Source organism: Bacteroides sp. AF29-11 (assembly GCF_003602895.1).
GTDB lineage: Bacteria > Bacteroidota > Bacteroidia > Bacteroidales > Bacteroidaceae > Bacteroides > Bacteroides uniformis.
Window position 1 is genome coordinate 153880 of the sequence record NZ_QTLY01000007.1, and the last position, 18563, is coordinate 172442.

16 protein-coding genes are annotated in these 18563 nt (G+C 44.4%); 11 read left to right on the plus strand and 5 right to left on the minus strand.

The features are described from left to right. Positions 1-89: 89 nt before the first annotated feature. Together DWZ03_RS13125 and DWZ03_RS13130 are read right to left on the minus strand one after the other, a co-directional pair. Entirely contained in the window at positions 90-1574 is a 1485-nt protein-coding gene (locus DWZ03_RS13125) for a BACON domain-containing protein (RefSeq protein ID WP_016273504.1), read from the minus strand. 27 nt (positions 1575-1601) lie between these two features. Next, complete coding sequence (locus DWZ03_RS13130) at positions 1602-4871, minus strand: TonB-dependent receptor domain-containing protein (RefSeq protein ID WP_022401511.1); 3270 nt, start codon at positions 4869-4871, stop codon at positions 1602-1604. A gap of 373 nt (positions 4872-5244) precedes the next feature. Between DWZ03_RS13130 and DWZ03_RS13135 the strand changes: the two genes are divergently transcribed. The 4 genes from DWZ03_RS13135 (at position 5245) to DWZ03_RS13155 (ending at position 10422) form a co-directional block, all read left to right on the plus strand. After that, positions 5245-6582 (plus strand): DEAD/DEAH box helicase, encoded by a 1338-nt coding sequence (locus DWZ03_RS13135; RefSeq protein ID WP_120130251.1) that lies wholly within the window; start codon positions 5245-5247, stop codon positions 6580-6582. A gap of 274 nt (positions 6583-6856) precedes the next feature. Then, positions 6857-7924: a 3-phosphoserine/phosphohydroxythreonine transaminase gene (serC, locus tag DWZ03_RS13140; protein ID WP_005828105.1), complete on the plus strand. Its 1068-nt coding sequence runs from the start codon at positions 6857-6859 to the stop codon at positions 7922-7924. 110 nt (positions 7925-8034) lie between these two features. Further along, positions 8035-8958 (plus strand): NAD(P)-dependent oxidoreductase, encoded by a 924-nt coding sequence (locus DWZ03_RS13145; protein ID WP_057097950.1) that lies wholly within the window; start codon positions 8035-8037, stop codon positions 8956-8958. A gap of 216 nt (positions 8959-9174) precedes the next feature. After that, the gene (locus DWZ03_RS13155; protein ID WP_035448199.1) at positions 9175-10422 is read left to right on the plus strand and encodes a DUF1015 domain-containing protein; all 1248 of its coding nucleotides are present in this window, start codon (positions 9175-9177) and stop codon (positions 10420-10422) included. A gap of 60 nt (positions 10423-10482) precedes the next feature. Here DWZ03_RS13155 and DWZ03_RS13160 read toward each other — a convergent pair whose 3' ends face one another. Beyond that, positions 10483-10872: a hypothetical protein gene (locus tag DWZ03_RS13160; protein WP_016273509.1), complete on the minus strand. Its 390-nt coding sequence runs from the start codon at positions 10870-10872 to the stop codon at positions 10483-10485. After that, on the minus strand, positions 10869-11417 hold the full coding sequence (locus DWZ03_RS13165; protein WP_057097949.1) for an RNA polymerase sigma factor: 549 nt from the start codon (positions 11415-11417) through the stop codon (positions 10869-10871). Before DWZ03_RS13165 ends, DWZ03_RS13160 begins: the two co-directional genes overlap by 4 nt. A 143-nt stretch (positions 11418-11560) precedes the next feature. Here DWZ03_RS13165 and DWZ03_RS13170 point away from each other — a divergent pair, with 143 nt between their 5' ends. The 5 genes from DWZ03_RS13170 to DWZ03_RS13190 all read left to right on the plus strand — a co-directional run bounded on the left by DWZ03_RS13170 (position 11561) and on the right by DWZ03_RS13190 (position 14699). Continuing rightward, the gene (locus DWZ03_RS13170; protein WP_016273511.1) at positions 11561-11956 is read left to right on the plus strand and encodes a DUF6249 domain-containing protein; all 396 of its coding nucleotides are present in this window, start codon (positions 11561-11563) and stop codon (positions 11954-11956) included. Positions 11957-12006: 50 nt separating this feature from the next. After that, positions 12007-12582: a flavodoxin family protein gene (locus DWZ03_RS13175; RefSeq protein ID WP_005828115.1), complete on the plus strand. Its 576-nt coding sequence runs from the start codon at positions 12007-12009 to the stop codon at positions 12580-12582. Between the two features lie 18 nt (positions 12583-12600). Then, entirely contained in the window at positions 12601-13002 is a 402-nt protein-coding gene (locus DWZ03_RS13180; RefSeq protein WP_022401504.1) for an FKBP-type peptidyl-prolyl cis-trans isomerase, read from the plus strand. 64 nt (positions 13003-13066) lie between these two features. Next, positions 13067-13249, plus strand: a complete 183-nt coding sequence (locus DWZ03_RS13185) for a hypothetical protein (protein ID WP_005828120.1) — start codon at positions 13067-13069, stop codon at positions 13247-13249. Positions 13250-13358: 109 nt separating this feature from the next. Next, positions 13359-14699, plus strand: a complete 1341-nt coding sequence (locus DWZ03_RS13190) for an MATE family efflux transporter (RefSeq protein ID WP_120130252.1) — start codon at positions 13359-13361, stop codon at positions 14697-14699. Here DWZ03_RS13190 and DWZ03_RS13195 read toward each other — a convergent pair. Then, entirely contained in the window at positions 14696-15853 is a 1158-nt protein-coding gene (locus DWZ03_RS13195) for a glycerate kinase (RefSeq protein WP_120130289.1), read from the minus strand. The genes DWZ03_RS13190 and DWZ03_RS13195 overlap by 4 nt on opposite strands. A 450-nt stretch (positions 15854-16303) precedes the next feature. Here DWZ03_RS13195 and DWZ03_RS13200 point away from each other — a divergent pair, with 450 nt between their 5' ends. Together DWZ03_RS13200 and DWZ03_RS13210 are read left to right on the plus strand one after the other, a co-directional pair. Continuing rightward, positions 16304-17035 (plus strand): hypothetical protein, encoded by a 732-nt coding sequence (locus DWZ03_RS13200; protein WP_120130253.1) that lies wholly within the window; start codon positions 16304-16306, stop codon positions 17033-17035. 702 nt (positions 17036-17737) lie between these two features. Continuing rightward, the gene (locus tag DWZ03_RS13210) at positions 17738-18334 is read left to right on the plus strand and encodes an IMPACT family protein (protein WP_035457915.1); all 597 of its coding nucleotides are present in this window, start codon (positions 17738-17740) and stop codon (positions 18332-18334) included. The last annotated feature ends 229 nt before the right edge of the window (positions 18335-18563 follow it).

An 18563-nucleotide genomic window follows, 5' to 3' on the forward strand; every position in this document is an offset into this window, starting at 1 on the left:
ATCATATATAAAATTGAAAAAGAAATCCGCAATGTCATCTACATATACTGTGATGGCAGTGCGGATTTTACTTTATTATAAAAAATTCTTTATTCAGTCACTTTAGAAATGAAGAATGCGCTTCCCACTTGATCGGAATCTTTGTAGCTGGTACGAACACCGCATATAGTAATCTTATCACCTTCAACAATACCCAGTGATTCGAACTGTTTGCTTGCGCCTTTCCAGCCTGTAAGAAGACCATAAACATATACCTTGCCGCTTTCATCTGTAATATCAAAATTACCATAAAGGGTACTTGCGATATTTGATACAGTACCGGTCAACTGGTAATATTGTGAAGGGCTTTCTTCTGCTGCAAGGAAATCAGCAACAGTAACTGTTTTTACACTCTTCACGTCCTCTGCAACGGCATTGGTCATCTGCGGAGTACCTTTGTATTCGGCACGTGGACCAACGAGAGTTACAATATCACCTTCCTTGATATTAGAATCAGCAAAATCTTTGATGCCATAGATATATACATCACCCGAGAAATCCTTGATGTAGATATTGCCATATTGGGTATTAGCAATCTTGGTCACTACACCACTAATGCGGTATTGTGTAGCACCAACCTCGGCGGCAATGAATTCAGCAACAGTAGCTTCAACGATGGCGCCCTGCTGTGAGAGTTCAGTCTTGCTTGTGTAATCTTTTTTACCGTCAGTAGTGCGGAATGTAATGCTGGTTGAACGGTCACCACCTTCGTTTCGGGCAGCCTGGAACTTCACGCAAGCGTCTGTTCCTTTCTGGTCGATAGAGACAATAGACAACCATTCTTTGGCATCCTCAGGAATTTCTACAGAAACACCGTTGCCTTTGGTTATGATGTATGCCTCAAAGATACCACCCTCAACCGGAAGTACATCATTGTAAACAGAGTCGACCTTGATGAGCGATTTGTTGATCTTAAGCACAGTAACATCAACAAGCTCAACTGTAGTACCGTAGGTGGTTTTGGGACCTTGTATTGTTACCTCATCACCTTCTTCCAGACCCAGGCTGGCAAAATTCTTCGTATTGCCTTTGGCGTCCAAAGTTCCATAGACGTAAACCTTACCGGTGGCATCCACAATGTCCCAGTTGCCGTAAACGGTGTTGGAAATATTTGAAACAACACCGGTCACTTTATAAGTCTTCTTGTCGGGACCGGCTATTACCTCGGCACAAGTAGCTTCCGAAATGACTGGCAAGCCTTGCATGATAGTCAAGTTCTGAGTTTCATTGGCACTGCTCAGCTTCAGTTCCACTGAACGGCCATCCACAGCTTCATCAGCAGAAAATGTGATTTTGCTTTCGCCTTGAGGACCTTGAGTTGTAGAGATGGTAAGCCAATCGGCCTTGTCGTTACCTGTGATAATCCATTCGGACTTCGATTCAATTGTAATGTCAGTGCTACCTCCTTCAACTGGCAGCGCAACGTACGACTGTGAAACCTTCAATCCTGACAAGCCTATTGCTGCATCATCTTCAGCACAGCTTGAGAAAAGGGAAATCACAGCAGCAAGTACTATAAATAGATATTTTTTCATATTCTTCGATTATATTTAAATTGATAATCAGTTAAAGCAATACTTAATACCGATAGAAGCATACCAGCACTGACCAATAGCATGGTTGAGAGTCCAAGTCTTGGTGTTGCCATTTATAGACTCCGGAGTTGAGAATGTAGCAAAACCTTCAGCGTCTACACCTTCATACTTCAAGATACGGGCTTCGTTACCGATAGCAGGATTCAAATGCTTACTTACTCCCCAGCTTGAATTGAAGAAATTAAGCACGTTCTTCATGTCAAAGCTCAGCTGCAATTTGTGCTTGGCACCACATACATTCAAGTTGAAATCGTGCTTATAAGAGAAATCTACACGGTGTACCCAAGGAGAATAAAGACTGTTGGGCTCAGCATATTTACCCTGATTATTCTTAAGGTATGAGTCGTTGTGTACATAATCCATGAAGCGTGTCTTGTCATCCTCGCTAACGAAACGGAATGAACCGTCGGCAACTTGCTTGTCTGTAGGGATATAAATGGCATCGTAGTTGTAACCGTCACCGTTTATGTCGTTGGCAAGCATGTAAGAGTAATTGTAACCGCCACGCCAAGTCTCGTAAATCAAACTAAAGTGGTTGCCGCTCTTGTCGTTGATAGTGGCACTTGCAATGAAACGGTCGGGAGTAACGTTAAGGCCATTGTGCAAACGGAAGTTGTTGACACCTTCGTATGTAGAAAGGTAGTTGAGTACTGAAGAAGCATTGGAACCCGGAAGTGAAGTCACCTCCTTAGATACTGTATGCGTATAAGCAGCCATCAAATTGATCCATTTGGCAGGCGCTGCGTTCACGGTAACGCTGGTCGACCATCCGTAACCGCGGCTTGTATTCTCAAGCATGTAAGCACTGGGCAGACTCTTGCCGGCCTCGTCCGTATAAGTAGCGTCAGACGGGAATACAGGACGGTTATCAGCACCATTGAAGCGTGTAAAGCCGTTTATATCTTTCTGGCTCCAGTCTTTCAACATGGCGGCATTAAGTGTCTTGTTATAGATTCCTTCTACCGTCACGTTCAATGGGAATGATACGGGTACTGTATAATCCACGGCAATTGAAGACTTCCAGACCTGTGGCATTTTAAAGTCGGGATCGACGCCGCAAATACTTGAAGGAACTGTACCGTCTTCCGGTTTGATTGTCTGAGGATAACCCAAATCATAAAGCTTTTGTTTCAGAGCTTCTGTAGAAAGGATTCCACCTTTGAATTCATCCATAGTGAAACCTTTGTCTTTTGCATTCTTGGCATTGACTTGCGCCTGATATTGAATCATACCGCCATTGGTAGGCATATTGGTAAAGAATACCAAAGGCAGACGTCCGGAGAACAAACCGCTACCACCACGCAGCTTCAAAGTATTGTTGCCAAGTATATCCCAACTGAAACCTATACGAGGAGATACTGTCAATGAGTTTCCGGGCCATTTGCCGGTATCGATATGACGACCGTTGTAGTCAAGGTCAAGAATAGCATTGTTGGTCATCAAGTCACCATTATCAAAGAAGAGTCCGTCGAAGCGCAGACCGGCTGTAACCTTGAAATCGGAACGTACGTTCCATTCGTCTTGCAAGTAGAAGCCCAATTTATTGTACTGAACACGTGATGCAGGTTCGTTTTCACCGTTATAGCCATAAGTCAAACATACAATTTCCGGAGCAGCTCCTTGAACAAAGTCATCCAGGCTGGTATAGCGATAATATCCTGTACCGTTACGGAGATACTGGTTGTCGGCCATTTGATGCTCATAGTTCAAGCCAACCATGATTTTATGATTGCCGGTATAGTAAGTTACGTCATCTTTTATATTCCACACTGTGTTGTGGACTGCGTTATTGTAAGTGAAAAGTTCTTCACCAAAAGAGATGTAGTTTTGATTGTCTTTCAAAATATCGACAAATGGGAAAATACTGGAATTAGTACCACGTACGTCATCCAACTTGGAGAATGTTGCCAAAAACTGGTTGGACAAGGTAGCAGAGAAGCGGCTGTTAAGGTCGAAAGACAATGAATGTACCAAGTTATCCAAGGAATACATGGAGTTGGCATACGACATGGCATACTGTGAAGTACGACTACCCGACATACGAGTACCACCGTCCATAGAGGAAGCGTTAGGGGCATTCCATACGGTATTCTTGGTATAGTTATAACGCAAGGCCAAGCGATGGTTGTTGTTGATGTTCCAGTCTATACGTGCCAATAATTTAGTGTTCTTATTGTCAGACGGGAAGCTGCTGAATGAACCGGTGTCATAGCCATATCTTTCTTTCGCTATATCGGACACATTCTGAAGATCGGCAACGGTTGCACGTGAGATGTATGCGTCTGCATTGGCCACACCGTCTTCGGAAGCACGCCAGCGATTGGCAATTGCAGGAGTATTCTGCAGCTCGCCGTTTGCAAAGAAGAAGAGCTTATTCTTGATTATCGGACCGCCAATAGTAAAACCATATGTAGTTGACTGGTCTTTCTCGCGAGCACCTAAGATTGTTTCACGATCAATGGCATCACCGCGCATGTTTTCATTCTGGTGATAAATATAAGCTGTACCTTTGTAAGTATTGGTACCTGATTTGGTAATGGCATTGATACCGCCACCGATGAAGTTGGTCTGGCGTACATCAAACGGAGATATGACAATCTGAATTTCGTCAATCGCCTCTATAGAGACCGGATTACCGCCACCAGGCAGGTTGGAACTCAAACCGAAGTTGTTGTTGAAGTTGGCACCGTCGATTGTGAAGTTGGCTGTACGACCGTCAGATCCGGCAAACGACATCCCATTACCACCGTAAGCAGACAAACGAGAATAGTCGGTAATGCTACGGCTTACAGAAGGCATGCTGGCAATCTGTGTATTGGAAATGTTGGTTGTTGCTCCGGTCTTTTCGGAAGCAAATTTAGTCTTTTGAGCTGTAACAACCACTTCCTCAAGAAGCTCTGATGATTCTTTCATCTGTACATTCAAATTGTAGACTTCACCTAATTGAAGAGTCACATCCTTGTACATCATTGTTTGGTAGCCGATGTAAGAGACTTCCACACTGTAAGGCCCGCCTGCCCGCATACCTTGAATGGTATAACGACCATCAATGTTTGTAATTGCGCCATATCGTGTCCCGGAAGGCTCGTGTATAGCCTGAACTGTTGCACCGATAATGGCTTCTTTGTCTGGGTCTGTTACCTTTCCACTTAATGAGGAGGTAGTCACCTGAGCCTTAGCTGTCATTGCGACTATCACCATAATTGTGGAAAGAATGAATCGCATTCTTTTTGCCATGAGATTTTAATTAATATGATTAAACTATTAAAAAACGTTGCAAATTTAAACAATAACTTTCAGATTACCGTTACATATCAATTACAATTTTTATTATATCTTTGGTATAAAAATGTATTTGTCAAAAGAAAACGGTGATTTTGTCAAGGACGTGCTCAATCTACCTGAGGAAACAGGTTGATTGAGCACGTCCTTGACAACCTCAATATCTTTACTTCCCCAAAATTAAAGTGGGAGAAAACGACTTTAATTTTCTCCTATTCGATTGACGGGCATGTCATGATTTTAGGTAGCTTTCTTAAAAGCTGTTTTTGTTTTGATGGAAACTGACTTCTTATCCGTATCTTTGCATATTGATTAAAAAAAAATATTCATGGAACTTTCGGATATACTTCATAATTTGAAGATACAGGAACTCACTCCGATGCAGGAGGCTGCTACGGAAGCTTATCAATCAGCCAAAGATTTAGTGCTTCTTTCGCCCACCGGTTCGGGTAAGACACTGGCTTTTCTCCTTCCGCTGGTACAGACCTTGAAAGCGGAGATACAAGGTGTGCAGGCTCTTGTACTGGTACCTTCACGCGAACTGGCCTTGCAGATAGAAACTGTGTTCAGGTCCATGGGAACTCCCTTCAAGGCTATGAGCTGTTATGGTGGACGCCCTGCCATGGAAGAACACCGGACAATGAAAGGCATTCATCCCGCCGTCATTATCGGTACTCCGGGACGTATGAACGACCATTTGAGGAAAGGGAATTTCAATGCCGCCACTGTCGTCACTCTGGTGATAGATGAATTCGACAAGTGTCTTGAGTTCGGCTTCCATGACGAGATGGCGGAGGTTATCGGGCAGCTTCCTTCACTGAAAAAGCGTGTGCTTCTTTCGGCCACCGATGCAGAGGAAATACCGCAATTTGCCGGAGTAGGAGGTGATTCCCCGTCTTCCGGCTCCCGGCTCATGAAGCTTGATTTTCTTACTCCGGAAGCTCTTGCTCCGCGTCTGCGGCTGCACAAGGTTGTTTCTCCGGAGAAGGACAAACTGGAAACCCTCTATAACCTGCTTTGTACCCTCGGTTGTCATTCCACCTTGGTATTCTGCAATTATCGTGAAAGCGTGGAGCGTGTTGCCGGGTACCTGAAAGCCAGGAAGTTCCCTTGCGACATGTTTCATGGAGGTATGGAGCAGCCCGACCGCGAACGTGCGCTTTACAAGTTCCGCAACGGCAGTTGCGCTGTACTGATATCCACAGACCTTGCCGCCCGCGGACTGGATATTCCGGGTATTGAGAATGTGGTGCATTACCATCCTCCCGTAAACGAGGAAGCCTATACGCACCGTAATGGACGTACTGCCCGTTGGGAGGCATCGGGAAATGCATATCTTGTCCTGCATGCCGAGGAGCGGGTACCCGAGTACATTTCTGAAGACATCGAAACGTACGAGTTTCCGGAGACGCTTCCCAAACCGGCCAAGCCCCGATGGGCTACCTTATATATAGGTAAAGGGAAAAAGGATAAGTTGAACAAGATAGATATTGTCGGCTTCTTGTATAAAAAAGGAGGAATGGCGCGTGAAGATGTCGGGCAGGTGGACGTAAAGGAACACTATGCCTTTGTAGCCGTGCGCCGCAGTAAAATGAAACAATTGCTGACGCTGGTACGCGGTGAAAAAATCAAGGGAATGAAAACTGTTATCGAGGAAGCAAAGTGATTTATCTTATAAATATTCATTTTATTTGCGCTTATTCTTTTGAATATGAAGTAATGAAACCGCCTTGCTTTTAGTTTCTCTAAAAGTATTATCCTTGATAAGTAAGGATAACAAAATGGTGTATATATCTTGTATAAACCATTAAAAAGTAAGCTAAATGCGGCCTAAAAATAGAATTTCATCAGGAAAGGTTTGTTTTGAAGAAATATTTCCGTAATTTCGCAAAGTCGAAAGACATTAATGAACGAAATTGTATAACCAAAACAAACTTCAAATGAAAAAGCATAATTTCAATGCAGGACCTTCTATCCTTCCTCGTGAGGTGATTGAGAATACGGCACAAGCTATTCTTGATTTCAATGGCTCAGGCCTCTCACTGATGGAAATCAGCCACCGTGCCAAAGACTTCCAACCCGTTGTGGACGAAGCTGTGGCATTATTCAAAGAATTGCTCAATATCCCCGAAGGATATTCGGTACTGTTCTTGGGCGGTGGTGCCAGTTTGGAATTCTGCATGGTACCCTTCAACTTCCTTGAAAAGAAAGCTGCTTACCTGAATACGGGTGTATGGGCCAAGAAAGCCATGAAAGAAGCTAAGGCATTCGGTGAAGTAGTTGAAGTCGCTTCTTCCGCTGAATCTACTTATACTTATATTCCGAAGGACTATACAGTGCCTGCTGATGCAGACTATTTCCACATCACTACCAACAATACAATCTACGGTACGGAACTGAAAGAGGATTTGGATGTAAACGTTCCGATGGTGGCCGATATGTCTTCTGATATTTTCTCCCGTCCCATCGACGTATCCAAATATATCTGTATCTATGGTGGTGCGCAGAAGAATCTGGCTCCTTCCGGTGTTACATTCGTCATCGTGAAGAATGACGCGCTGGGTAAGGTATCCCGCTATATCCCGACCATGCTGAATTATCAGACGCATGTGGACAGCGGCTCTATGTTCAATACTCCTCCCGTTGTCCCCATCTATGCAGCCCTGCAGACATTGCGCTGGATTAAGGCAGAGGGTGGCGTGAAGGAAATGGAACGCCGTGCCATCGAAAAGGCCGATATGCTGTATGCCGAAATTGACCGTAACAAAATGTTTGTAGGTACGGCTGCCAAAGAAGACCGTTCACGCATGAACATCTGCTTTGTGATGGCTCCCGAATACAAGGAATTGGAAGCTGACTTCTTGAAGTTCGCTACCGAAAGAGGTATGGTAGGTATCAAGGGACACCGTTCTGTAGGTGGATTCCGTGCATCCTGCTACAATGCCATGCCGAAGGAAAGTGTGCAGGCTTTGATTGACTGCATGCAGGAATTTGAGAAACTTCATTAATAATATTGTTTTTCACCACAGATTACACAGATTTGCACAGATTGTTTTTATGATTAAACTCTGTGATAATCTGTGTCATCTGTGGTGAGTCTTTTTAATATCATGAAATTATGAAAGTATTAGTTGCAACAGACAAACCGTTTGCCAAAGTGGCAGTAGACGGTATCCGTAGAGAAATAGAAGCAGCAGGTTACGAACTCGTGTTGCTGGAGAAATATGGCGAAAAAGCCAAGCTGCTGGAGGCTGTGAAAGATGCCAACGCTATCATTATCCGCAGTGACATCATTGATGCTGAAGTGCTGGATGCCGCCAAGGAACTGAAGATTGTGGTGCGTGCCGGTGCCGGTTATGACAATGTGGACCTGGAAGCAGCTACTGCCCACAATGTATGTGTAATGAATACTCCGGGACAGAACTCCAATGCTGTGGCCGAGTTGGCTTTCGGCTTGATGGTGATGGCTGTCCGTAATATGTATAACGGTACTTCCGGTACGGAACTGATGGGCAAGAAACTGGGTATCCACGCTTATGGTAACGTGGGTCGCAACGTAGCCCGTATTGCCAAAGGCTTCGGTATGGAGATTTATGCGTTCGACGCTTTCTGCCCGAAAGAAGTAATCGAGAAGGATGGAGTGAAGGCTGTGGGTTCTGCTGAAGAGCTTTACTCTACTTGCGATGTCGTTTCCCTGCATATTCCTGCAACTGCCGAAACGAAGAATTCCATCAATTATGCATTGGTGAACAAGATGCCGAAAGGTGGACTGCTGGTGAACACAGCCCGTAAGGAAGTCATCAATGAAGCCGAGCTTATCCAGCTGATGGAAGAGCGTACCGACTTGAAATACATGACCGACATTATGCCTGCTGCCAATGAAACATTTGCAGCCAAGTTTGCCGGACGTTATTTCTCTACACCGAAAAAGATGGGTGCCCAGACTGCCGAAGCCAATATCAACGCAGGTATTGCCGCTGCCAAGCAGATTGTAGGCTTCCTGAAAGACGGTTGCGAGAAGTTCCGCGTAAACAGGAAATGAGATGAATAGTAAGACTACCTATAAATGTTCAGTTCTTTATTTAGCAATAGGTGCTGGTATATTTTCATTAAGTAGTATATTCAGAAATGAATTGTCAGATTTCGCCCTCGGTTTTTGCGAGGGCGTATCTATTGTACTGATATTAGGTAGTGCAATTTATCTGGTAAGATATTTCGTGAAAAAGAAACCTCAATAATCCATATAAAACACTCTCTTATGGCTATAATTAAACCCTTTAAAGGGATTCGTCCCCCTCAGGATTTGGTGGAACAAGTAGCGTCCCGTCCTTACGACGTATTGAATTCTGCAGAAGCACGTGCAGAAGCGGAAGGTAATGAAAAATCCCTATATCATATTATCAAGCCGGAAATAGATTTTCCCGTCGGTACGGATGAGCATGACGAACGTGTTTATCAGAAAGCTGCAGAGAACTTCCGTATGTTCCAGGAGAAAGGCTGGCTGGTGCAGGACGATAAAGAAAACTATTACGTCTATGCCCAGACCATGAACGGCAAGACACAGTACGGTCTTGTTGTCGGTGCCTATGTTCCCGATTATATGAACGGCGTTATCAAGAAGCACGAGTTGACTCGTCGTGATAAAGAGGAGGACCGTATGAAGCATGTCCGCGTGAACAATGCCAACATTGAGCCCGTATTCTTTGCCTATCCCGATAACGCTGCACTGGATGCCGTCATTTCCCGTTATACAGCGGGGAAACCGGTATACGACTTTATCGCTCCGGGTGACGGTTTCGGCCATACCTTCTGGATTATAGACAAGCAGGAGGACATTGATGCCATTACCCAAGAGTTTGCCCAAATGCCCGCCCTCTACATTGCCGATGGGCATCATCGCAGCGCCGCTGCCGCTTTGGTGGGTGCGGAGAAAGCCAAGCAAAACCCCAATCACCGTGGTGACGAAGAGTACAACTACTTCATGGCTGTGTGCTTCCCTGCCAACCAGTTGACTATTATTGACTATAACCGGGTGGTGAAGGACTTGAACGGCATGACTCCCGAAGAGTTTCTGGCTGCTGTGGGCAAGAATTTTATCGTGGAGGAGAAAGGTGAGGACATCTATAAGCCGTCCGAACTGCATAACTTCTCCCTCTATTTGAACGGAAAGTGGTACAGCCTTACTGCCAAACCGGGTACTTATAATGATAACGACCCCATTGGAGTACTGGATGTAACCATCTCCTCCAATCTGATACTGGATGAAGTGCTCGGCATCAAAGACCTCCGTTCCGACAAGCGTATTGACTTTGTAGGCGGCATCCGTGGTCTGGGAGAGTTGAAGAAGCGGGTGGACAGTGGTGAGATGAAAGTGGCATTGGCCCTCTATCCCGTTTCCATGAAGCAGCTGATGGACATCGCCGATACGGGCAACATCATGCCTCCCAAGACAACTTGGTTTGAGCCGAAGTTGCGTTCGGGACTGGTGATTCATAAACTAGACTAAATGAATTGATATAAACTGAAACGGGGATGTCTTCCAATAAAAGACATCCCCGTTTTTCGTTCAGAACTCTGGAAGCTTAGGAGTGTGATGTTTGAAATACAGTTTTCTCATCCACCGGTCAAACAGGATGAAAAGCGGAATGGTCAGAATCAGTAGGAGATAAAAGCAAGGAATCTGGATACTTTCTGACTGTGGGAGGGTGGTGGGCGTAAAGGCTTCCCGGATGCTGTCTCCGAAGTACAGAACCAATCCTGTCCCACTGACACCTATCAAGAAGATAGCAGCGGCAATAGTTGCAAGCAGAATTCTTCTTTCTGATTTCTTCTCGCGCAGACGTATGGCTTCTTCTACCTTCTGCATGGTGCGGTAGGTAAAATTGGACGGCAGGCGGAAAGTAGTCTGTTCTCTTACCGCCTTTTTCAATCCTCTATCTTTTAGTTCTTCGTTCATACTTTTTCTTGTTTCATCAACACATAAATCTTTTTACGTATACGGTGTAGCTTCACTTTTGCGTTGCTTTCCGTCAGTCCCAGGATGAGAGCGACCTCATTCAATGTTTTTTCTTCATAATAGAACAGGCTTATCAGTGCCTGTTCCTCGGAATCGAGTTGCTCCATGGCTCTGTTCAATTTGGCAATTTGCTCTTCCCCTTCATCATTTAAGGCTTCATCTACTTGTGTATCGGATATGTTGGCAAGCAGTGTATCATCCATGACAAAGGTATCAAATTTCTTTTTCCGTGCATTCGAGATGGCCGTATTATATGCAATCGAATAAATCCACGTCGAAAAAGAACTGGTGCCCTTGAAAGACGAGAGATGCTGGAAGGCTTTCAGGAAGACATCTTGGGTCAGTTCTTCGGCATCTTCCTGGTTGGAGACGATACGGGCCACCAGGATGAATACCTGCTGGCCGTATGTGTTGAGAAAATGCTCGTAAAGAGCAGTCTCTCCCCTCAAGATGCGCTGGATGATATGTCTCTCGTCGTCTTTCATTTTGTCTGTTAGACGCAAGTTTGTTTGGTTGGTTACAGATTTTCGGAAGAAAAAATATTTTTCCGGAAAAGTGTAACCTCATGTAAACTGCCGCGTCTAAAGGGTACAAAGAAACGAAATTACTAATTTAAATTGAAACGAATATGATGGATTTTATTATGGTGCCTGCGGTGATGACAATCATTACTTTAGGAGTTTACAAATTGTTTGAGCTGTTTGTTTGTAAGAAGGAAAGAATCATGCTGATTGAGAAGATGGACGAGCGGGGACTACTCCCTCAGATGGATACGCCTAAATTACGTGGAAGTAGCTTTTCGTTCTCTGCCCTGAAAATAGGATGTCTGTTGGCTGGTATGGGACTTGGGTTATTGCTGGGTTATCTTATCTGCTATGCGACGATTCCCAATTACTTTACTGCGGACAGAGACTGGATGTATAGGGAGACTGTTTCCCTTATTTATGGGGCTTGTGTGCTGGGTGTTGGTGGAATCGGACTGATAGTGGCTTTTATTACAGAACTAAAACTGAACAAGAAGTAAGGTTATTATGTAGAAAATGCCGACCTTTGCTGAAAAATTAAGAGTATGCAATGAAGGTATTGATTCTTAACGGTAGTCCTCGTCGTCATGGCAACATGTCGAAAATGTTGGAGCTGATGAAGCAGGAACTTGAAGGCTGCGGAGTTGGAACAGTTTATATAGACGTTCCACAGTTGCAGGTACATCCCTGCATCGGTTGCATGAAGTGTCGCAGTTCATTGAAGTGTTGTCTGCCCGAGGATGGGGCACAGAGAGTGTTGCAGTCTATGAAAGAAGCCGATGCAGTGATAATCGGTGCCCCTTGCTATTGGGGAAACATGCCGGGAGAAGTGAAAGTGCTTTTCGACCGTATGGTTTACGGTATGATGGGGGAGAACTCCTGGGGAATGCCCCTTCCGCTTCATAAGGGCAAGAAAGCGATTGTGGTAAGCACTTGTACTACCCCTTATCCTTTCAATATTCTCTATAATCAGACGCACGGTGTGGTGAAAGCTTTCAGGGAGATTCTGAAATGGAGTGGTTTCAAGATTGTGAAAACCATTGAGAGGGGAGGTACTAAGAAGCATCCTGAGCTGACGGAAAAGGATATGCGGAACTGCAAGAAAGCAGTGCACAAATTATTGTAAAGTATTGAAAAAGTCAATATGAGTAGAAAAGAAGAATATAAATTGCAGAACGAACAGTTTCTGGAGCAATTGCGTACGGCAGAAGGAATCAAGGAATTACCTTGCGGCATACTTTATCGGGTATTGGAGGAAGGCAGAGACGGTCTGACACCACGTCTCAACAGTGTAGTATCTGTGCATTATAAAGGCACTCTTATCAATGGGCGTGAGTTCGATAATTCGTGGAAACGGAATTGTCCGGAGGCTTTTCGTCTGAATGAAGTGATTGAGGGCTGGCAGATTGCCTTGCTACGAATGCATCCCGGAAGTCGTTGGATTGTATATATCCCTTACACCATGGGATACGGTACACGTACCAGTGGACCCATTCCGGCGTATTCCACACTGATATTTGAAGTGGAATTACTAAATATCTCGTGACACTGCTGAACAATTTGCTTTTTTATCTTGTTCTCATATAAGAATTTAGAAAAACTCAATAGGTATGAATATAGATAAGAAAGCAGGGCATATTGACCCGAAAGTAGCATTGTCCCAGGCAGAACATGAAAAGGGAACAGTACCCGGACAACAGATTGGCCTTTACGGTAATGCAGACAAGAGAGATGTTCGTCAGGTCGTAAAGATTCTGAATCCTGACAAAAACAGTATGGAGAGCAGAGGTTAACCCTCTGCTTTTTTTATTACATGCCTCTTTCTTCGTCGAGTCCAGATGATTTGTTGGAGGGTTTTGTATCTTTGTACCCGGAAATGAAACTCTTAAAAACAAAAGCAGGATGCTACGGAAAGGAGACCTCACTCAAGGAGGCATAACCGGTACTTTATTACATTTTACCCTACCCATGATGGTAGGGTCTTTTTTGCAGCAATGCTACAACATTGCAGATACGCTCATTGTAGGCCAATGCATTGGTGCAGGGGCGTTGGCGGCGGTCGGTTCGGCATACACATTGATGGTTTTCCTTATATCCGTTTTGCTGGGACTGGCGATGGGCAGTGGCACTGTGTTCTCTTTACATTATGGTGCCGGAAACCATGTAGCACTGCGTCGTAGCATATTCAGTTCGTTTGTACTGATAGGTATCGTGACATTGATACTGAATGTAGCCGTTTTTATCTGGCTCGACCCTATTCTCCGGCTGTTGCAGGTCCCGCAAGACATATACGGCATGATGCGCAGCTACTTGTGGATAATCTTCTGCGGTATAGTTTTCACCTTTATCTATAACTTCTACGCATCTCTGCTGCGTGCAGTAGGGGATTCTGTCACTCCGCTTTGGTTTCTGGCAGTTTCTGTCGTTCTGAATATAGCGCTCGACTTGTTTTTTATCCTACAACTGGATTGGGGGATTCAGGGTGCGGCTGCGGCCACTGTCCTCGCTCAAGGAGTAGCTGCTCTGGGCATCATCATTTATACTTACAGAAGGCGTCCGGAACTGCGATGGCATCATGAAGATATGTGTTTTGACCGTACTTGCTTGAAGGAAATAGCTTCCTTCTCTACACTGACTTGCGTCCAACAGTCGGTGATGAATCTGGGAATCCTGATGATACAGGGACTTGTCAACAGCTTTGGAACAGCGGTAATGGCAGCTTTTGCGGCAGCAGTGAAGATAGACTCTTTCGCCTATATGCCCGTGCAGGAATTTGGGAACGCCTTTTCCACCTTTATTGCACAGAACTTCGGGGCCGGACGTTACGACCGTATCCACCGGGGTGTTCGCAGTGCGTTTGTCACAGCGGTTGTTTTCTCACTCCTCGTGTCCGTGCTGGTTTTCGTGTTTGCCGAGCCACTGATGCTTATCTTTGTCCGTCCGGACGAGACGGAGATTATTGCGGTGGGAGTGGCGTACCTACGCATCGAAGGTGCTTTCTACTGTGGCATCGGCATCTTGTTTTTGCTGTACGGATACTACCGGGCCATCCGTATGCCGGGCATGTCTGTTGTGCTGACCGTGCTGTCGCTGGGCACCCGTGTAGTTCTTTCTTACTGGTTTGCTTCGATACCTGAGATTGGGGTGACAGGCATCTGGTGGTCTATCCCCATCGGCTGGCTGATTGCCGATGTAGTTGGTATCTGGTGCTATCGGTATGTTAAAGGAGTTAGAGGGAGTTAAAAGAAAATCCGGCAAATTTGCTCCACTGTCCTTCGGATATTTTCTTGAGCAAATTCAGGCTGCATGGCCTGCTCCAAAGAGACGGGAGAGGGGGTAATGGAGAATACGCCCCGGAATCCGGCTGCATTCAGTATCCCGGCATCCTCTATCGCTCCTGCCAGCAGGATGACGGGAATATGTTGCCTTCTTGCTTCCTGCAAGATGCCTGAAGGTACTTTCCCCATAAGAGTCTGCCGGTCCGATTTCCCTTCTCCAGTGATGATGAGGTCGGCATCCTTAATCTTTTCTGCAAAGTCCAGAGTTTCCAAAAAAAGCTCTATGCCGGGTTTCAACTGTGCATCCAAAAATGCGTGGAGACTGCCGCCCATGCCGCCTGCCGCACCGGCACCGGGATGCAAGGATACGTCTTTGCCGGTAGTGTGGAATATGACGTCCGAAAGATGCTGCATGGCAATATCCAGTTCCTTTACCATATCTGCGTCTGCTCCTTTTTGGGGAGCGAATATGTGGGCTGCTCCATTGGGACCGAAGAAAGGATTGCGTACATCACACGCCGCCGTGAAACATGCCTTTTTCAGTGCGGGATGGGCGGAAGAGCTGTCAATGGAGCTGATTGCCGATAGAAGGGCACCGCATAGGGCGATGCCTTTTTTCATGCTTCCCACTTCGTGTCCTTCTTTATCGAAGAAACGGAATCCCAATGCTTGCAGCATTCCCAGACCGGCATCGTTCGTGGCGCTCCCTCCAAGTCCGATGACGAAACGGAGGCATCCCCGTTCCAGGGCATCGCGTATCAGTTCGCCCGTTCCGAAGGTGGTGGTTTTCATCGGATTCCTTTTGTCGGCAGGAACCAGAGGCAGTCCGCTGATGGCGGCCATCTCTATGAATGCGGTATTGCCGTCTCCGGAGATGCCGTAACTGGCATCGCACGGTTGCATCAACGGGTCGTGGGCACGGACGGTGATACGTTTTCCGTTACTGGCTGCAAGCAGGACGTCGAGCATGCCTTCTCCACCGTCGGCCACAGGGAGCACGATGGTCCGGCATTCGGGACATGCGGCATGTACCCCTTGGGCGGCAGCTTCTCCGGCTTCTGCCGAGGTGAGGCATCCTTTGAAGGAATCGATGGCAATCACTATCTTTTGAGGCTTCATTTTAAATAACTGGTAGTCTATTTTCTGGAGGATCGATCCAGCCTGCAGATACATGTTCTTAGGTTGCGGATATCTGTTTTAAGTGCGAAAATAAAGCTTATTTTCAATACTTACAATGTTTAGTTCAAATAGTTTGAAACTTTCTTCAGATGATTTGGAAGTCCTTTGTTAAATGTTAGAGAGGATAATTTGACGTTTTTGTCATGTCTATTTTCGTAGGAAAAAAAGTTAGATAAAATAAACTATCGATACTTATATTCTTTGGTGCGTAAAATTCTTAAAAAGAAGAGCGAGTAATAGTAGAAAATAATATAGTTTCACTGAAAAATATCTATTTTTGCGGTAGATATACTTTTATGAAGGTTTTCGATAGGTATATTTTCATATGAATTGTCTCAAAAGTGAGTAATATTAGTTTAATGGTCGATAGGTTTATAAAAATAATAATTTATGCTATATCATTATACATCATTAGCAACATTTGCGTTGATTTTGACAACAAAGTCTATTAAGTTTAATCGCTTGGATTTAGTAGATGATCCGGATGAGAGTTTGTTTGGCTATGGGGATAGCGACATGAAATTGAATTCATCTTCGTTTGTTTCGTGTTGGACAGAGGATAAAGTAGAGAATATTGCTCTATGGAAAATGTATACAGACTTGAAAGGAGTGAGAATCGGGCTTGACAAGGATATGTTTGTTGTATATAAAATTAATGATAAAACTTCTTTTCTTAAAGAAAGATTCTATCGTGATGGACATTTAGCAGTAAATAGTGATATGAATAATACAGAACCTTGTAATGTAGAGTATGATTTAAAAGATGATAATGATGCTGTTAAATGTTATAAAGAATATGCTGTTTCTTGTAAGAACGGTGACATTTTGCTTCATACTAATGAAATAGGGATTCATAAAAAGAAGTATTGGGATTTTCAAAAAGAGACACGTTTCATAATAAGGGGAATGTCTGTTAATGAAAAAGGAGCTATTATAGATAGACCTCTTGAAAAAGAATCTTTTTATATACCGTTAAAATGGGAAGCTATGAAAAAAATGCAAGTTGTTTTAGGACCTAAAGCAGGAGAAGGTGAAAGAGCTATAGTTGATGCTTTGCTCTATAAAATTTTTCAAGATGATCATGATATTGATGTAAAAAAGAGTGTTGTAAGGATTAGATAATGATAGAATTTTACCTAAGTTTGTAAATGACATTTGGCTAAAATAAAATTTGAATAACCAAGAGATAGAGGTTTTACAGAGAATTTTCAAAGAACGTCAGTCAACATCCAAAGTGTTTGTACATTCTAAAAGCATTTGGAAAAAGTGATGTTGACATATGTGTTATTGTGATGGCGAAAGTGTTCTAGTCTCTTACAAAAGGCTTTCATCAAAGGATTGTTTGGTTATAAGGAAGTAATGTCCACTTCTATGACAACTATATTGGAGGAAATTAAGTGTGGCTTGCAAGTTACTAAAGCTACTCTCAAAATTATTGCTGTAAGTACTGGTGAATCGGAATTGACATATGATATGCGTGAGCAAGAAAAATATGAGAATCTGTTGGCACATATTTATTGATATTTCACTCTTTTTTATCTTCTTGATGGAGTAGAGTTTTTTGTTCCAATGGATGAAGTCCGGCAGATTAAAAGTTGCGGAGAAGTTGTCAGAGCTACATGACGAACTACGTACATGTAATGATTTTAGTAGTCCAAGTGAACTTCGCAATTTGAATATTTTTATCACTTGTCTGTTCTTTTGCTTTTTTACCGAAGACATAGGCTTTTTTGTGCATGACTAATTCACTGGTGTAAGGACATAACAGCGTAAAAATCTCTTTTCTTATTTCTACCACTTTTGATTTTGCATTATCTTTGCAGCATGAGCGAAGATACGTATAAAACCATCGTTGCCCCTTCCGAGGGCATTTACACTGAAAAGCGCAGCAAGTTCATTGCTATTGCCCTGCCGGTGCGTACAGTAGAGGAGGTGAAGGCGCATCTGGAAACTTACCAGAAGAAATACTACGACGCCCGCCACGTGTGCTATGCCTACATGCTGGGCCATGAGCGGAAGGACTTCCGTGCCAACGACAACGGCGAACCATCGGGTACGGCAGGCAAGCCGATTCTGGGACAAATCAATTCCAACGAACTGACGGATATTCTCGTCATCGTAGTGCGCTACTTCGGCGGTATCAAGTTGGGTACGAGCGGACTGATTGTAGCCTATAAGGCTGCCGCTGCCGAAGCCATTGCCGCTGCCACCATCATTGAAAAGACGGTAGATGAGGCGGTGACTTTCCTCTTCGAATACCCCTTCATGAACGATGTGATGCGGGTGGTGAAGGAGGAGGAGCCGGAAATTCAGGAACAGTCGTACGATATGGACTGCCGCATGACGCTCCGTATCCGCCAGTCCATGATGCCGAAGTTGCGGGCACGGTTGGAGAAAGTAGAAACATTGAGGTTTGAATAATAAAACAAATGGGATAAGAGCCCCTTTCAATAGGGAAGTTGTTCGTTTCCTACTTTGGAACAAAGTGTTCAACCGCGTTTGAACACTCTGTTTCGCCTATATGGAACACTTTGTTCTTTCATAATGAAACAAACTGTTCGCTATGGTGAAACACTCTGTTTCCTTTAACGGAACAAGTTGTTTTCCTATGAGGAACAGACTGTTTTCTTTGCGGAAACGGCATCACTCC

What these genes read in the sequence shown, in the direction of transcription:
- DWZ03_RS13210 (WP_035457915.1), top strand. Translation starts at nt 17,738, where the DNA reads ATGAGCGAAGATACGTATAAAACCATCGTTGCCCCTTCCGAGGGCATT.
- DWZ03_RS13135 (WP_120130251.1), top strand. Translation starts at nt 5,245, where the DNA reads ATGGAACTTTCGGATATACTTCATAATTTGAAGATACAGGAACTCACT.
- DWZ03_RS13170 (WP_016273511.1), top strand. Translation starts at nt 11,561, where the DNA reads ATGATGGATTTTATTATGGTGCCTGCGGTGATGACAATCATTACTTTA.
- DWZ03_RS13125 (WP_016273504.1), bottom strand. Translation starts at nt 1,574, where the DNA reads ATGAAAAAATATCTATTTATAGTACTTGCTGCTGTGATTTCCCTTTTC.
- serC (WP_005828105.1), top strand. Translation starts at nt 6,857, where the DNA reads ATGAAAAAGCATAATTTCAATGCAGGACCTTCTATCCTTCCTCGTGAG.
- DWZ03_RS13175 (WP_005828115.1), top strand. Translation starts at nt 12,007, where the DNA reads ATGAAGGTATTGATTCTTAACGGTAGTCCTCGTCGTCATGGCAACATG.
- DWZ03_RS13160 (WP_016273509.1), bottom strand. Translation starts at nt 10,872, where the DNA reads ATGAACGAAGAACTAAAAGATAGAGGATTGAAAAAGGCGGTAAGAGAA.
- DWZ03_RS13185 (WP_005828120.1), top strand. Translation starts at nt 13,067, where the DNA reads ATGAATATAGATAAGAAAGCAGGGCATATTGACCCGAAAGTAGCATTG.
- DWZ03_RS13180 (WP_022401504.1), top strand. Translation starts at nt 12,601, where the DNA reads ATGAGTAGAAAAGAAGAATATAAATTGCAGAACGAACAGTTTCTGGAG.
- DWZ03_RS13155 (WP_035448199.1), top strand. Translation starts at nt 9,175, where the DNA reads ATGGCTATAATTAAACCCTTTAAAGGGATTCGTCCCCCTCAGGATTTG.
- DWZ03_RS13200 (WP_120130253.1), top strand. Translation starts at nt 16,304, where the DNA reads ATGCTATATCATTATACATCATTAGCAACATTTGCGTTGATTTTGACA.
- DWZ03_RS13165 (WP_057097949.1), bottom strand. Translation starts at nt 11,417, where the DNA reads ATGAAAGACGACGAGAGACATATCATCCAGCGCATCTTGAGGGGAGAG.
- DWZ03_RS13130 (WP_022401511.1), bottom strand. Translation starts at nt 4,871, where the DNA reads ATGGCAAAAAGAATGCGATTCATTCTTTCCACAATTATGGTGATAGTC.
- DWZ03_RS13145 (WP_057097950.1), top strand. Translation starts at nt 8,035, where the DNA reads ATGAAAGTATTAGTTGCAACAGACAAACCGTTTGCCAAAGTGGCAGTA.
- DWZ03_RS13190 (WP_120130252.1), top strand. Translation starts at nt 13,359, where the DNA reads ATGCTACGGAAAGGAGACCTCACTCAAGGAGGCATAACCGGTACTTTA.
- DWZ03_RS13195 (WP_120130289.1), bottom strand. Translation starts at nt 15,853, where the DNA reads ATGAAGCCTCAAAAGATAGTGATTGCCATCGATTCCTTCAAAGGATGC.